10 protein-coding genes and 3 tRNA genes are annotated in these 14,800 nt (G+C 59.2%); 1 reads left to right on the top strand and 12 read right to left on the bottom strand.

What is annotated here, in order from left to right; translation table 11 throughout:
- Positions 1 to 50: 50 nt before the first annotated feature.
- The 9 genes from G7020_RS13705 to G7020_RS13665 form a co-directional block, all read right to left on the bottom strand.
- On the bottom strand, positions 51 to 1,904 hold the full coding sequence (locus G7020_RS13705) for a SurA N-terminal domain-containing protein (protein WP_181085308.1): 1,854 nt from the start codon (positions 1,902 to 1,904) through the stop codon (positions 51 to 53).
- Between the two features lie 205 nt (positions 1,905 to 2,109).
- Positions 2,110 to 2,382, bottom strand: coding sequence for a nucleoid-associated protein HU-beta (gene hupB / locus G7020_RS13700; protein ID WP_003282502.1), 273 nt, complete (start codon positions 2,380 to 2,382; stop codon positions 2,110 to 2,112).
- Between the two features lie 132 nt (positions 2,383 to 2,514).
- A complete protein-coding gene (gene lon / locus G7020_RS13695; RefSeq protein WP_181085306.1) occupies positions 2,515 to 4,911 on the bottom strand; it encodes an endopeptidase La in 2,397 nt (798 codons plus the stop codon).
- 129 nt (positions 4,912 to 5,040) lie between these two features.
- Entirely contained in the window at positions 5,041 to 6,321 is a 1,281-nt protein-coding gene (gene clpX, locus G7020_RS13690) for an ATP-dependent Clp protease ATP-binding subunit ClpX (RefSeq protein ID WP_181085305.1), read from the bottom strand.
- A 98-nt stretch (positions 6,322 to 6,419) separates the two neighbouring features.
- Positions 6,420 to 7,058 (bottom strand): ATP-dependent Clp endopeptidase proteolytic subunit ClpP, encoded by a 639-nt coding sequence (clpP, locus tag G7020_RS13685; protein WP_181085303.1) that lies wholly within the window; start codon positions 7,056 to 7,058, stop codon positions 6,420 to 6,422.
- A gap of 89 nt (positions 7,059 to 7,147) precedes the next feature.
- Positions 7,148 to 8,458 carry a trigger factor gene (gene tig, locus G7020_RS13680; protein WP_181085301.1) on the bottom strand — a complete coding sequence of 437 codons (1,311 nt, stop codon included), beginning with the start codon at positions 8,456 to 8,458 and terminating at the stop codon, positions 7,148 to 7,150.
- Between the two features lie 386 nt (positions 8,459 to 8,844).
- A tRNA-Leu gene (locus G7020_RS13675) sits at positions 8,845 to 8,929 on the bottom strand.
- A gap of 47 nt (positions 8,930 to 8,976) precedes the next feature.
- A tRNA-His gene (locus G7020_RS13670) sits at positions 8,977 to 9,052 on the bottom strand.
- A 34-nt stretch (positions 9,053 to 9,086) separates the two neighbouring features.
- A tRNA-Arg gene (locus G7020_RS13665) sits at positions 9,087 to 9,163 on the bottom strand.
- Between the two features lie 268 nt (positions 9,164 to 9,431).
- Here G7020_RS13665 and folD point away from each other — a divergent pair.
- The gene (gene folD, locus G7020_RS13660; RefSeq protein ID WP_181085299.1) at positions 9,432 to 10,286 is read left to right on the top strand and encodes a bifunctional methylenetetrahydrofolate dehydrogenase/methenyltetrahydrofolate cyclohydrolase FolD; all 855 of its coding nucleotides are present in this window, start codon (positions 9,432 to 9,434) and stop codon (positions 10,284 to 10,286) included.
- Between the two features lie 60 nt (positions 10,287 to 10,346).
- Here folD and cysS read toward each other — a convergent pair whose 3' ends face one another.
- The 3 genes from cysS to G7020_RS13645 form a co-directional block, all read right to left on the bottom strand.
- Positions 10,347 to 11,732 (bottom strand): cysteine--tRNA ligase, encoded by a 1,386-nt coding sequence (gene cysS / locus G7020_RS13655; protein WP_181085297.1) that lies wholly within the window; start codon positions 11,730 to 11,732, stop codon positions 10,347 to 10,349.
- Positions 11,733 to 11,735: 3 nt separating this feature from the next.
- Complete coding sequence (locus G7020_RS13650; protein WP_181085295.1) at positions 11,736 to 13,418, bottom strand: glutamine--tRNA ligase/YqeY domain fusion protein; 1,683 nt, start codon at positions 13,416 to 13,418, stop codon at positions 11,736 to 11,738.
- Between the two features lie 174 nt (positions 13,419 to 13,592).
- On the bottom strand, positions 13,593 to 14,800 hold a 1,208-nt coding region (locus G7020_RS13645), incomplete at its 5' end, for a group II intron reverse transcriptase (RefSeq protein ID WP_181085292.1).

Raw genomic sequence — 14,800 nt, 5'->3', positions numbered from 1 at the left:
TGCAATCCAAGCGCTTACGAACTTGTAAGCGCCCGGCCAGCCGATACGGATCAGAAGGTCTCGATCTTGGCCTCGGCATGCTGCATTTCACGGTAGGCCGCGAAATCCTGCTGGCCGCTGCGTGAGGCCAGGAAGCGGCGATAGCTCTGCTTGTCCTGCTCGGAAAGCTCGGCATTCGGTTCGCTGACGCCCTCCAGGCGAATGACGACGAAATCACCGTTACCGAGACGAACGCTGCCATAGCTTGGCTTGTCGCTCGCTTCCGGGCGTGGCATACGGAACGCTTGCTGCAGCACGGCAGGTTCAACGCCTTCCTGACTGCGTGAGGCGGCCTCTGTCGCCTGCCACTGCCCTTCAACCTGCTCGCCGTCACGCAGTGCGTTCAGCAGGCGCTGGCCTTCCTCGCTGGCTTTCTGGGCTGCCTCGCTCTGCTGCAACTGGGCAATGATGCCCTCCTTCACCGCATCGAACGCCATAACTTCAGGCTGCAGATGCTGCTTGACCCGTACGACGACGGCGGTATCCGGGTCCAGTTCGATAACGCCGCTGTTGGCACCATCAACCAGAATTTCATCGCTGAATGCCGTCTGAATAACCTGACGATTGGCGGCGATGCCGTTGCCCCCTTCGCGACCGAAGGCCTCGGTGGTCTGCACGGTCAGCGCCAACTCCTGCGCTGGCTGGGCCAGATCGGAAGACTCGAAGGCATAGTCTTCCAGTTGCTTGCTGACTTCCACGAAGCGCTGTTCGACCTGTTGCGCCTTGAGCTCACGCACCAGTTCGGGCCTCAGGCTTTCCAGTGCCGGTACTTCGGGCGACTGAATGCCCAGCAGCTTGATCAGATGCCAGCCGAACTCCGAACGTACGGGCTCCGACACCTGATCCTGTGCCAGCGCATAGAGCGCATCCTCGAAGTCAGGATCGTAAACGCCAGGACCGGCAAAGCCCAGATCCCCACCCTCGCCAGCGGAGCCGGGGTCCTCGGAGACTTCCTTGGCCAGCGCCGCGAAATCTTCACCAGCAGCCAGGCGCTGGGCGATTTCATCGATTTTCGCCTTTGCCTCGGTGTCGCCCGAACCATCCGACTCGATCAGGATATGTGCCGCGCGGCGCTGCTCCGCCAGGTTCGCGATACGCTGCTGATACAGGCTTTGCACCTGCTCATCGGTGACATCGACCTGATCGAAGAAAGACTCCTTGTTCAGCGCGATGTAGTCCAGCACAACCTGTTCGGGTGAACGGAAACGGTCCGTATTCTGCTCGTAGTATTCACGTGCCTGCTCCTCGCTCACCTCGACCGCAGTGTTATCTGCAGGCACTGTAACGATTGCGAAGTCACGGGTTTGCTGCTCAAGGCGTGCGAAGTGCTGGATCTGCTCATCGGTAACGAAACCGGAAGCGCCGATACCCGCCTGGAGCTGGCCTACCAGCATTTCCTGGCGGAGCAGATCGCGGAACTGAAGCCTTGTGTAGCCCAGTTGCTGAATGAACTGGTCGAAGCGGCCAGCGTTGAACACGCCATCGACGGCAAATTCGGGCGTTTGCAGAATCAACTGGTCGAGTGCTGTATCGGAGAAGGCGAAATCAGCCTTGCGTGCGCCCTGCAGCAACAGGGCCTGGTCGATCAACCCGCGCAGGGAGGATTCACGAACCAGTCGATCATCCAGCAGCGAAGGATCGAAATCGCCACCCAGCTGCTGGACCAGCTGCCGGCGCTGCATATTCATCGCCTGATTGAGATCGTCCAGCGAGATTTCCTCGCCATTCACCTCAGCGGCATTACGGCTGCTGCCCGATGTGTTGAAAATGGCTTCGAAGCCCGTCAGCGCCAGTAGCATGACGATGATGCCGATGATGGTCTTGGCAATCCAGCCTTGTGAATTGTCCCTGATATTCTGAAGCATGCATCCCCCAGGAGTCAGCTGCGCAAAGTCACTGCAGCACGGGTGGAATCCGGATAAAAAGAAAGGCGCATCCGGGGATGCGCCTTCTCGGAGCTTTTGGAGCGGTTGGACTTGGTTTCAAGCCCGACTGCAACAGGCATGGCCTACAGGTAACCGCTCCATGGCAGGGTCAGAACGAGCTGACAACCGACCGGATCGAAAGCGCTTAGTTGACCGCGTCTTTCAGAGCCTTGCCAGCCTTGAAGCCCGGAATCTTGGCGGCGGCAATGTTGATCGGCTTGCCAGTCTGAGGGTTGCGGCCAGTGCGTGCGGCGCGCTCCTTGACAGCGAAAGTACCGAAACCAACCAGCACCACGGAATCACCAGCCTTCAGAGCGCCAGTGACGGATTCAATCACTGCATCCAGCGCGCGGCCAGCAACAGCTTTCGGGATATCAGCAGATGCAGCGATGGCATCGATCAGTTCCGACTTGTTCACTCTAAGTCCCCTTATTTCTGTTGAGTCGTATCTTTAATTTTGGGTGTAGGCAAAACGGTGCTGAAACGCCAGCGACACGAAGGGCCGGTTTATATCAAGGGCGCCGAAAATATGTCAACAAAGCCTTTCAGGCTAATGCGTGCTGATTCGCTCCTTGGAATCAGACTCGCGCTTGTCTTCCTTCGCAACGATATCGGGAGCCGCGTCAGGCAAGGGCTCCGGCGCGTATTGCAGCGCAATTTGGAGGACTTCGTCAATCCACTTCACAGGTTTAATCTGCAGGTCCTGCTTAATATTCTCGGGAATCTCTTTCAGATCACGCTGATTCTCTTCAGGGATGATCACCGTTCTGATGCCGCCCCGGTGTGCAGCCAGCAGTTTCTCTTTCAGCCCGCCGATGGCCAGCACCTGTCCGCGCAGAGTGATTTCGCCGGTCATGGCGACCTCCGCGCGTACCGGAATTTGTGTCAGGGCCGACACCAGCGCCGTACACATGCCAATACCGGCGCTTGGGCCGTCCTTCGGCGTTGCCCCTTCCGGAACATGAATATGGATATCCTGTTTTTCATGGAAATCCGGCGCAATGCCCATACTGGCGGCACGGCTGCGGACCACGGTCAGCGCTGCGGTAATGGATTCGCCCATCACGTCCCCCAGAGAGCCGGTCTTGGTCAGCCGGCCCTTGCCAGGCACCACCGCCGCTTCGATCGTGAGCAGTTCCCCCCCGACCTGGGTCCAGGCCAACCCGGTTACCTGGCCGACCTGATCCTCCAGTTCGGCGAGGCCATAACGGAACTTGCGCACGCCCAGAAAGTGCTCAAGCGTCTCGCAGGTGACCGTTACCGCGAAGCTCTTCTGGGCAGCATGTTCCTTGACCACCTTGCGGCAGACCTTCGCCACCTGGCGCTCCAGGCCACGAACGCCGGCCTCGCGGGTGTAGTAGCGGATGATGTCGCGAATCGCGTCTTCGTCGAACTGCAGTTCGGACTTCTTCAGTCCGTTGGCCTGGACCTGCTTGGGCACCAGATAACGGATGGCGATGTTGATCTTTTCGTCCTCGGTGTAGCCGGGAAGACGAATCACCTCCATGCGGTCGAGCAAGGCCGGAGGGATGTTCATCGAGTTGGCGGTACAGAGGAACATCACATCCGACAGGTCGTAATCGACCTCAAGGTAGTGGTCATTGAAATTATGGTTCTGTTCCGGGTCCAGCACCTCAAGCAGCGCCGAGGCCGGATCGCCACGCATGTCGTTGCCCATCTTGTCGATTTCATCGAGCAGGAACAGCGGGTTGCGCACGCCTACCTTGGTCATCTTCTGGATCAGGCGCCCTGGCATCGAACCGATATAGGTACGCCGATGACCGCGAATTTCCGCCTCGTCACGCACCCCGCCCAGCGCCATCCGGACGAACTTGCGGTTGGTTGAACGGGCAATGGACTCGGCCAGAGAGGTTTTACCGACACCAGGCGGCCCGACCAGGCAGAGCACCGGGCCCTTGAGCTTCTTCACGCGCTTCTGCACGGCCAGGTATTCGAGGATGCGGTCCTTGACCTCCTCCAGCCCGTAGTGATCGGCATCGAGCACTTCCTCGGCTTTGGCCAGATCCAGGCGCACCTTGCTGGCGGCCTTCCACGGCACATTGACCAGCCAGTCGATGTAGGTCCGCACCACCGTGGCCTCGGCTGACATCGGCGACATCTGCTTGAGCTTGTTCAGCTCGGTCGTCGCCTTGGCATGGGCGTCCTTGCTCAGGCCTGCATTCTCGATGCGCTTTTTCAGGTCATCGATTTCGTTGTGTCCTTCGTCGATATCGCCCAGCTCTTTCTGAATGGCCTTCATCTGCTCATTCAGATAGTACTCGCGCTGGCTACGCTCCATCTGTTTCTTGACGCGACCGCGAATACGCTTTTCGACCTGCAGCAGGTCGATCTCGGCATCCAGCAGCGCCATGACATGCTCGACCCGGGCCGGCAGATCGGTCACTTCCAGAATGGCCTGCTTCTGCTCGATCCTGAGTGCCATATGGGCGGCCATGGTATCGACCAGGCGCGCCGGCTCGACAATGCTCGCCAGAGACGACAGCACCTCGGAAGGCACCTTCTTGCCGAGCTGAACGTACTGCTCGAACTGACTCAGCAGGCTGCGAGTAAAGACTTCCGCTTCGCGCGCTTCGATGTCCGCCTCATCGATCAGCGATACATCGGCACGGCAGTGATCTTCGAGCTCGATAAAACGCTCCATGGCGCCACGCTGCTCGCCTTCAACCAGCACCTTGACGGTCCCATCCGGCAGCTTGAGCAGCTGCAGTACGGTTGCCACCGTACCTACACGGTAGAGACCTTCCTCAGTTGGATCATCGTCCGCCGGGTTCTTCTGAGCCACCAGCAGGATCTGCTTGTCGCCTGCCATCGCCGATTCGAGCGCTTCGATGGATTTTTCACGGCCAACGAACAGCGGTATCACCATGTGCGGGTAGACCACGACATCGCGCAGCGGCAAAAGGGGCAATTCGATGGTTGTCTTCATAAAATTCAGCTCTACGACGGCCATACGGCGGTAAACGGGAAACACCATGCCGGCTAAGATGAGGGCACGCTGGGCAAAAAACAAGGATGGGACAGAAAAGCAAAGGGGCCGAAAAGGCCCCTTTGTTCGTTACGCGTCCGGCGCAGCCTTGGCGGGTGGCTCGTTGTTTTCGTAAATCAGCAACGGCTGCGAGGTCCCCTCGATGACACTCTCATCGATCACTACCTTGCCGACATCCTTCTGCGAAGGAATCTCGTACATGGTGTCGAGTAGAATGCCTTCGAGAATCGAACGCAGACCGCGTGCTCCGGTCTTGCGCTCCAGTGCGCGCGTAGCCACTGCCTTGAGGGCGTCCGGACGGAACTCAAGCTCCACACCTTCAAGCTCGAACAGCTTGGCGTACTGTTTGGTCAGTGCGTTCTTCGGCTCGGTGAGAATCTGCACCAGTGCCGCCTCATCCAGCTCATCGAGCGTCGCGATAACCGGCAGGCGGCCCACGAATTCCGGAATCAGGCCGAACTTGACCAGATCATCCGGCTCGACCACGCGCAGCGATTCACCGATCTTCTTGCCGACATCCTTGCTGCGCACTTCGGCATTGAAACCGATGCCGCCCTGGGTCGAACGCGCCTGGATAACCTTTTCCAGACCGGCGAAGGCGCCGCCACAGATGAACAGGATGTTGCGCGTATCGACCTGCAGGAATTCCTGCTGCGGATGCTTGCGACCGCCCTGAGGCGGAACAGAGGCAACCGTGCCCTCGATCAGTTTGAGCAATGCCTGCTGCACACCCTCGCCCGACACGTCGCGGGTGATGGAGGGGTTGTCGGATTTACGCGAAATCTTGTCGATTTCATCGATATAGACGATGCCCATCTGGGCCTTTTCCACATCGTAATCGCACTTCTGCAGCAGTTTCTGGATGATGTTTTCGACATCTTCTCCGACATAACCGGCTTCGGTCAGAGTGGTCGCATCGGCGATGGTGAAAGGTACGTTGAGCAAGCGCGCCAGTGTTTCGGCCAGCAGTGTCTTGCCGGAACCGGTAGGGCCGATCAGCAGGATGTTGCTCTTGCCCAGTTCGATCTCTTCCTTCTTGTCGCGCTGGTTCAAACGCTTGTAATGGTTGTACACAGCCACTGCGAGGATTTTCTTCGCGCGCTCCTGACCAATGACGTACTGGTCGAGAATGCCGCTGATTTCCTTGGGCGCAGGCAGTTTTTGCGCGCTGCTTTCGGCCTGGGCTTCCTGCACCTCCTCACGGATGATGTCGTTGCACAGGTCGACGCACTCGTCGCAGATAAAGACCGAGGGGCCGGCAATCAATTTGCGCACTTCATGCTGGCTTTTGCCGCAGAAAGAGCAATAGAGCAGCTTGCCGGAATCCTCGCCGTTACGGGTATCAGTCATTCGATCGATCCAATCGGGGAAGGCTTGAAACACAAGATGAAGGCAATCGTGGGCTTTTTCAAGCCCACGCATTAGCCGGATATCGCCAGATCAGAAGTTCAGACTGCCAGCTGGCGCTGGCTCAGAACCTGGTCGATCAGCCCGTACTTGACGGCTTCCTCGCCGCTCATGAAATTGTCGCGGTCGGTGTCGCGTGCGATCACTTCCATGGGCTGACCGGTATGGTCGGCCATGACCTTGTTCAGACGCTCGCGGATGGTGAGGATCTCGCGCGCGTGAATCTCGATGTCCGAGGCCTGGCCCTGGAAGCCGCCCAGCGGCTGGTGAATCATCATCCGCGAGTGCGGCAGGCAGTAACGCTTGCCTGCCGCGCCGCCGGTCAGCAGCAGCGCGCCCATGCTGCAGGCCTGGCCGATGCAGATGGTCGAGACATCCGGCTTGATGAACTGCATGGTGTCGTAGATCGACATGCCGGCAGTCACCGAACCACCCGGAGAGTTGATGTACAGGTGAATGTCCTTCTCGGGATTTTCCGCCTCGAGAAACAGCATCTGTGCGACGATCAGGTTGGCCATGTAGTCTTCGACCTGACCGACCATGAAAATCACCCGCTCCTTGAGCAGACGGGAATAGATGTCATAGGCGCGCTCGCCGCGTGCCGACTGCTCGATGACCATCGGCACCAGACCGCCAGCGGCCTGGATATCCGGAGCTTGCATAAATGAATTACGGGACATGTCCAGCGATACTCCCTATGTCATGCCTCAAATACATAAGCCAGCACGAGGCTGGCTTATGAGTGTTGTGCTTGATCGGTTGAAGAAGATCAGGCCGCTTGCGGTGCCTCCGCTGGCTTGACCGCTTCCTCGTAAGAGACCGATTTATCGGTCACCTTGGCCTGTTGCAGAACAGTATCTACAACTTGTTCTTCGAGCACAACCGAACGCACTTCGTTCAGTTGTTCGGCGTTCTTGTAGTACCAGGACACAACCTGCTCGGGCTCCTGATAGGCCGAAGCCATCTCCTCGATCAGCTCGCGAACGCGCGCATCATCAGGCTTGAGCTCGTACTGCTTGACCACTTCGGCAACGATCAGACCGAGAACCACACGGCGCTTGGCCTGCTCCTGGAACATCTCGGCTGGCAGTTGCTCGGGCTTGATGTTGCCACCGAACTGCTGAACGGCCTGGACGCGCAGACGATCCACTTCGTTGTCGATCAGGGCCTTGGGCACTTCGATCGGGTTGCTGGCGACCAGCCCTTCCATCACCTGGTTCTTGACCTTGGCCTTGATGGCTTGGCGCAGCTCGCGCTCCATGTTCTTCTTCACTTCGGCGCGGAAGCCTTCGAGGCCACCTTCCTGAACGCCGAACTGAGTGAAGAATTCGTCGTTCAGCTCCGGCAGCTGCGGGGCCGCGACGCTGTTGACGGTAACCGTGAACTCGGCGGCCTTGCCGGCCAGATCGAGATTCTGATAGTCCTCCGGGAAGGTTGGCGTGATCACGCGCTCTTCGCCGGCCTTGGCGCCCAGCAGTGCATCCTCGAAGCCCGGAATCATGCGGCCCGAACCCAATACCAGTTGGGTTCCCTTGGCCGAACCGCCGGCGAAGATTTCACCATCGATCTTGCCGACGAAGTCGATCGTCAACTGATCACCGTCCTCGGCAGCACGCTCGACGCTTTCGTAACGGGTGTTCTGCTTGCGCAGGATATCCAGCATGTTGTCGACATCAGCATCGCCTACTTCAGCCTGCTGGCGCTCGATTTCGATAGCCTCGAAACCTTCAACCTTGAACTCGGGGAAGACTTCGAAAGTCGCTACGTATTCCAGATCCTTGCCCTTCTCGAACACTTTCGGCTCGACAGCGGGTGCGCCAGCCGGATTCAGCTTCTCGGCCACCACGGCCTCATAAAAGGTCGACTGAATCAGGTCGCCCAGCGCTTCCTGGCGAGCCGCGGCTTCGTAGCGCTGACGGATCACGCTCATCGGCACCTTGCCGGGGCGGAAACCTGGGATCTTGGCACGGCTGGCGGTCTGTTGCAGACGCTTGTTGACTTCGGTCTCGATGCGCTCGACCGGCACGCCAATGGTCATGCGGCGCTCAAGAGCGGAGGTGCTTTCAACAGAAACTTGCATGGATTTTCCTCGTTGCACAGACATAAGCCGGGCGTTCCGGCCCCAGAATGGGCAAGCATTCTAGTGGCTCGAATGACAGAAGTCACCCTGCTCTGACGATGCGTGCGTATAAAGTGGGCATACGGTGCGTGGTCGACTGCAGCATGCGAGAAACTGCTCACTGCCTATATATAAGGAGATAGGCGCAGCGCGACATCAAGCCCGTTCGCGCAGCGAAGAGCAATCCGGGTTTCGCGCATGACGAAATGAAAGGAGGTTCCGGAAATCGAGTTTATGCGCTGGACATAGGCAGGGAGTATTCAAGAAAAGACAGCCACAAAAAAACCGACTCAAGGGCCGGCTTTCTAGCGTTCCGACTCATGCATGGGCATGGGGAACCATTCGGATGGTGCGGACGGAGAGACTCGAACTCTCACACCTTGCGGCGCCAGAACCTAAATCTGGTGTGTCTACCAATTTCACCACGTCCGCGAGTGCTTCAAACAAAAACGCCAGGCAGTGCCTGGCGCTTCGGAATATGGGGTGGACGATGGGGTTCGAACCCACGACCGCAGGAGCCACAATCCTGTGCTCTACCAACTGAGCTACGCCCACCATATTGCTTTGCTTGTGCCAGAGACCAAATGAATGGCGCACCCGGCAGGATTCGAACCTGCGACCATCCGCTTAGAAGGCGGATGCTCTATCCAACTGAGCTACGGGCGCTTTTATCTGCATTCGATTCGGAGCGCAGACTTCAAGCTCCGGCTATTGAAGTCACCCTCAAAAGCCGTCTTACCCAGCAGCAGGCTGTGCTCGACAAGCGGGGCGAATCTTAAGGCTCTGCCGGCAGGCCGTCAACAGCAAAATGAAAAAAAGTTCAGCGGGGTAAAGGAGTTACGCGAACTCATTGACGCAGCGTCTTTGCCGGGCCGTGTCGTCGTGCGAGAATGCGCGTCCTTTTTCAGTCCTCTCCGATGGTTAATCAAGCGTCATGACCGCAAAACTGATCGACGGTAAAACGATCGCTGCCAACATCCGCCAGCAGATTTCCGGCAAAGTTGCCGAGCGCACCAGGCAAGGCCTCAGGGTTCCGGGGCTGGCCGTGATTCTCGTGGGCACGGACCCGGCCTCTCAAGTCTACGTTGCGCACAAGCGCAAGGACTGCGAGGAAGTCGGTTTCAAATCCACCGCTCATGACCTGCCTGCCGAGACCGGTCAGGACGAGCTGTTGAAGCTTATCGATCAGCTCAACGATGACCCGCTTGTTGACGGCATCCTCGTGCAGCTTCCGCTGCCCCGGCATCTGGATGCTTCGCAGTTGCTCGAGCGCATTCGTCCGGACAAGGACGTGGATGGCTTCCATCCCTACAACATTGGCCGGCTTGCCCAGCGCATGCCTCTGCTGCGCCCCTGCACACCGAAAGGCATCATGGCGCTGCTGGAAAGCACCGGCGTCGATCTGCACGGGCTCAATGCCGTCGTTGTCGGCGCATCCAACATCGTCGGTCGCCCGATGGCTCTGGAGCTGCTGCTGGCCGGCTGCACCACGACCGTTACCCATCGCTTCACCCACGACCTCAGCGAGCATGTCAAGCGTGCCGATCTGATCGTGGTGGCCACGGGTATTACCGGCCTGGTCAAGGGCGAGTGGATCAAGGAAGGCGCCATCGTCATCGATGTCGGGATTAATCGACAGGCCGATGGCAAGCTGCTCGGAGACGTCGAATTCGATGTTGCCGTACAGCGCGCCGGCTGGATTACACCCGTGCCCGGCGGCGTTGGCCCGATGACGCGTGCCTGCCTGCTGGAAAACACCCTGCATGCGGCGGAACACCTGCACGATTGACCCACGGCACTCAAAACAAGAACGGCACCTCGCGGGTGCCGTTTTTTGTTTCAGCCCAGGTTATTCACTCAGACGCCAGGTGGTGCCACCTTTGCCGTCTTCCAGCACCACGCCCATCGCGGTGAGCTGATCGCGAATGCGGTCGGACTCCGCCCAGTTCTTTTCGGCGCGAGCCTGCAGGCGCGCTGCGATCAAGGTTTCGACCTCGGCAGCATCGACCTTGCCTTCGGCACCGGCCTGCAGGAAGACATCCGGGTTCATCTGCAGCACGCCGAGTACGTTACCCAACTCCCTCAGGCGAGCGGCCAGCGCCGCGGCCGCCTGTGGGTCGGCATCGCGCAGGCGGTTGATTTCGCGCGCCATGTCGAACAGCACCGCGCAGGCTTCCGGCGAGTTGAAATCATCGTCCATCGCCGCACCGAAGCGCTCGACGAAGCTTTCGCCACCGGCTGCGGCCACCTCGGGCAAGCCCCGGAGCGCGGTGTAGAAACGCTCCAGCGCGCCCTTGGCTTCCTTGAGACTGTCTTCGGAATAGTTGATCGGGCTGCGGTAATGGCTGGACACCAGCAGATAGCGCACCACTTCGGGCTGATACTTTTCCAGCACCTCACGAATGGTGAAGAAGTTGCCCAGGGACTTGGACATCTTCTCGCCGTCCACACGCACCGCACCGGCGTGCATCCAGGCATTGGCGTACTGCTTGCCGGTGGCCGCCTCGCTCTGGGCGATCTCGTTCTCGTGGTGGGGGAACACCAGATCCGGGCCGCCGCCATGGATATCGAAGGTCTCGCCCAGGCAGCAGGTGGACATCACCGAGCACTCGATGTGCCAGCCCGGCCGCCCGGCGCCCCAGGGCGACTGCCAGCTGGGCTCGCCCGGCTTGGCGGCCTTCCACAGGACGAAGTCCAGCGGGTCTTCCTTGGCTTCATCGACCTCGATGCGTGCGCCGATCTTCATGTCTTCGATCCTGCGCCGCGAAAGCTTGCCGTAGCCGACGAACTTGCCGACGCGGTAGTAGACGTCGCCGTTACCCGGCGCATAGGCGTAGCCCTTGTCGATCAGGGTCTGGATCATCGCGAACATGCCGTCGATATGCTGGGTGGCGCGCGGCTCGACATCCGGGCGCAGTACGTTGAGGCGCGCCTCGTCCTCGTGCATCGCGGCGATCATGCGCTCCACCAGCGCCTCGAACGGCTCGCCGTTTTCATTGGCACGGCGGATGATCTTGTCGTCGATATCGGTGATGTTGCGCACGTAAGTGACCTCGTAGCCACACTGGCGCAGCCAGCGGGTGACCACGTCGAAGGCCACCATCACTCGTGCATGGCCGATGTGGCAGAAGTCATAGACGGTCATGCCGCACACGTACATGCGCACCTGGTTGCCTTCCAGCGGCTGGAAGGCTTCCTTGGTCTTGCTCAGGGTGTTGTAGATCGACAACGCCATGTATCAGGCTCCCCAGGAATCGCGCAGGGTAACGGTACGGTTGAACACCGGCTTGCCGGGCTGCGAATCCTTCAGGTCGGCGACGAAGTAGCCTTCGCGCTCGAACTGGAAGCGTTCTTCTGGGGCGACATTGGCCAGCGCCGGCTCGACGCGGCAACCGGTGAGCACCACCAGCGATCCGGGGTTGATGTTGTCGAGGAAGCTGCCGCCCTGCTCTTCATCTTCAACGGACGCCTTCTCCGGATTGGCGGAGCGGAACAGGCGGTCGTACAGGCGCACCTCGCACTCGACGCTTTCGGCAGCCGGCACCCAGTGGATCACGCCCTTGACCTTGCGGCCCTCGGGGTTCTTGCCCAGGGTGTTCTCGTCATAGGAGCAACGCAGTTCGACGATATTGCCTTGTTCATCCTTCACCGCCTCGTCGGCGCGGATCACGTAGCTGCCGCGCAGGCGCACTTCGCCACCGGGAATCAGGCGCTTGAAGCCGGCCGGCGGGACTTCTTCGAAGTCGCTGGCGTCGATATAGATTTCGCGGCTGAACGGCAGGACGCGCACACCCATGTCCTGCTTGGGATGGCGCGGCAATTCGAGGTTTTCGACCTGGCCTTCCGGGTAGTTGGTGATCACCACCTTCAGCGGCTTGAGTACGCACATGGCCCGCGCCGCGTTAGCATCCAGATCCTCGCGGATGGCGAATTCCAGCATGCCGATATCCACCACGCCGCCAGCGCGGTTCACGCCGATCATGTCGCAGAAGTTGCGGATCGACGCCGGCGTATAGCCGCGGCGACGGAAGCCCGACAGCGTCGACATGCGTGGATCGTCCCAGCCACTCACGTGCTTCTCGTCGACCAGTTGCTTGAGCTTGCGCTTGCTGGTGATGGTGTAGTTCAGGTTGAGACGGGCGAATTCGTATTGGCGCGGTTTGGCCGGCACCGGCAGGTTGTCCAGGAACCATTCGTAGAGCGGACGATGATCCTCGAACTCCAGGGTGCAGATCGAGTGGGTGATGCCCTCGATGGCGTCCGACTGGCCATGGGTGAAGTCATAGCTGGGGTAGATGCACCACTTGTCGCCGGTCTGGTGATGATGGGCGTGACGGATGCGGTACAGGATCGGGTCGCGCAGGTTCATGTTCGGCGAAGCCATGTCGATCTTCGCCCGCAGCGCACGAGCGCCGTCGGGGAATTCGCCGGCCTTCATGCGTGCGAACAGATCCAGGTTCTCGGAGACCGAACGCTCGCGGAACGGGCTGTTCTGGCCCGGTTCGGTCAGGCTGCCGCGGTATTCACGCGCCTGCTCGGGCGTCAGGTCGCAGACGTAGGCCTTGCCCGCCTCGATCAGGTGGATGGCCCATGCATGCAACTGGTCGAAATAATCGGAGGCATAGTGCTCTTCACCTGCCCACTGGAAGCCCAGCCACTGCACGTCGCTCTTGATCGCGTCGATGTATTCCTGATCTTCCTTGGCCGGGTTGGTGTCGTCGAAACGCAGGTTGCATACGCCGCCGAACTCCTTGGCCAGGCCGAAGTTCAGACAGATCGACTTGGCATGGCCGATGTGCAGGTAGCCGTTGGGCTCGGGCGGAAAGCGCGTGACGATGCTGGCATGCTTGCCCGAATCCAGGTCGGCCTGGACGATCGGGCGGAGAAAATTGGTGGCGACGGTAGTCTCAGGCTTGCTCATGGTGTCCTTAACGATCAGCGAGTGCGGCTCAGGGTAGGCCGGCCAAATGTCGGGTAGGGACAGGCCATTACTGGCCCGTCCCCCCCTAAGAACCGTACGTGCGGCTTTCACCGCATACGGCTCAAGTTTACGAAAAGTCAGCTACTGGCTGACCGGCAACAATGACGCGTGATCTTAGCATTCCAGACCACCGTATCGCAGAGTTACCTTTTCACGCCGGCTATGCACTAGCGCATGGCAGTTGGGATGAAGCAGCACGCGGTTCCTCAAAGTATCCGGCCCGCCGTCCACACGCTTGATGACGTGATGGTCGTGCCAACCGGTTTCCTTGCTGATCGCATGCCCGCACAGGGCACAAAGCCCCTTCTGTCTGCTAAAGATACTGAGTATTTGTCCCCGATAACGCAGCTTGTGCTGCATCCGTTGAACCCTCAGAACCTCCCACTTCAGCTCATGCGCCACGTCGTAGGGCTGATACTCACCCGGTAGACGTTTGTGACGCACGATTGCGGTTTCCGCCAGCTTGTACAGCCGTCGGTACTGCTTTTCTCCTTTGCCATTTTTGTAGGGATACGCAAACACCCAGTTCTGTCCGCCTATGGATCGGAAGTATTTATTCCTGATCCAGTCAGCCGATTTCCTTGGATGCCTGCGCTTCGCCCACCTCCAGAGTCGCCAGAACACCAAGTGATCAAGCTTGCTGAAGGTTTGTTTTGCCACGACCGGGGAGTGGTATTGCGCCCACCCCTTCAGTACCGGGTTCAGCTGGCCGATCAACGCATCCTGCGTCAATGCTCCACTGCTTTTGATGATCTCACGTACTTTCCGATAGAACGCCGAGGCGTTCTTCTTCGAGGGTTTGATCAGCAGCTTGGCCTTCCTATACGGCGATTTCGGCACGTACTTCCTGAAATTCCACCCCAGAAAATCGAAGCCTTGGTGGATATGCGTGATCTGCGTTTTCTCCCGTGACAGCGCAACCCCTCGTACCGACAGAAATTGCTCTACCCAGGGTTTGACCTCCTCTTCCAACAGCTCTTTCGAGGCTGCCGTGATGACGAAATCGTCCGCATAACGAACACATTGCACCTTGGCCGTCTTGGCTTTTTTAACCCCCAGCTTTTGTGCCAGATGGCGCTTTAGCTGAGTCTCCAAGCCATTCAGGGTGGCGTTTGCCAGACAGGGCGAGATGATCCCTCCCTGCGGCGTCCCGGCCTCCGTAGCCATGAGTTGTCGCCGGTCGATAACCCCGGCTTTCAACCATTTGCGCAGCACCTTCCTGTCCATCGGAACATTCCGGCACAGCCACTCGTGGTTGATATTGTCGAAGAACCCCTTGATGTCACCTTCCAGAATCCAGACCGGCGCCTTTTGTGACGACA

The sequence above is a fragment of the Stutzerimonas stutzeri genome (assembly GCF_013522825.1).
Classification (GTDB): Bacteria; Pseudomonadota; Gammaproteobacteria; order Pseudomonadales; family Pseudomonadaceae; genus Stutzerimonas; species Stutzerimonas stutzeri_AK.
The sequence above is the reverse complement of the archived record's forward strand: the minus strand, read 5'-3'. Positions and strand labels throughout refer to the sequence as shown.

Bases quoted from the DNA above. Each gene is read 5' to 3' on its own strand.
- G7020_RS13705 (WP_181085308.1), bottom strand. From the start codon at position 1,904: ATGCTTCAGAATATCAGGGACAATTCACAAGGCTGGATTGCCAAGACC.
- lon (WP_181085306.1), bottom strand. From the start codon at position 4,911: ATGAAGACAACCATCGAATTGCCCCTTTTGCCGCTGCGCGATGTCGTG.
- clpX (WP_181085305.1), bottom strand. From the start codon at position 6,321: ATGACTGATACCCGTAACGGCGAGGATTCCGGCAAGCTGCTCTATTGC.
- clpP (WP_181085303.1), bottom strand. From the start codon at position 7,058: ATGTCCCGTAATTCATTTATGCAAGCTCCGGATATCCAGGCCGCTGGC.
- tig (WP_181085301.1), bottom strand. From the start codon at position 8,458: ATGCAAGTTTCTGTTGAAAGCACCTCCGCTCTTGAGCGCCGCATGACC.
- folD (WP_181085299.1), top strand. From the start codon at position 9,432: ATGACCGCAAAACTGATCGACGGTAAAACGATCGCTGCCAACATCCGC.
- cysS (WP_181085297.1), bottom strand. From the start codon at position 11,732: ATGGCGTTGTCGATCTACAACACCCTGAGCAAGACCAAGGAAGCCTTC.
- G7020_RS13650 (WP_181085295.1), bottom strand. From the start codon at position 13,418: ATGAGCAAGCCTGAGACTACCGTCGCCACCAATTTTCTCCGCCCGATC.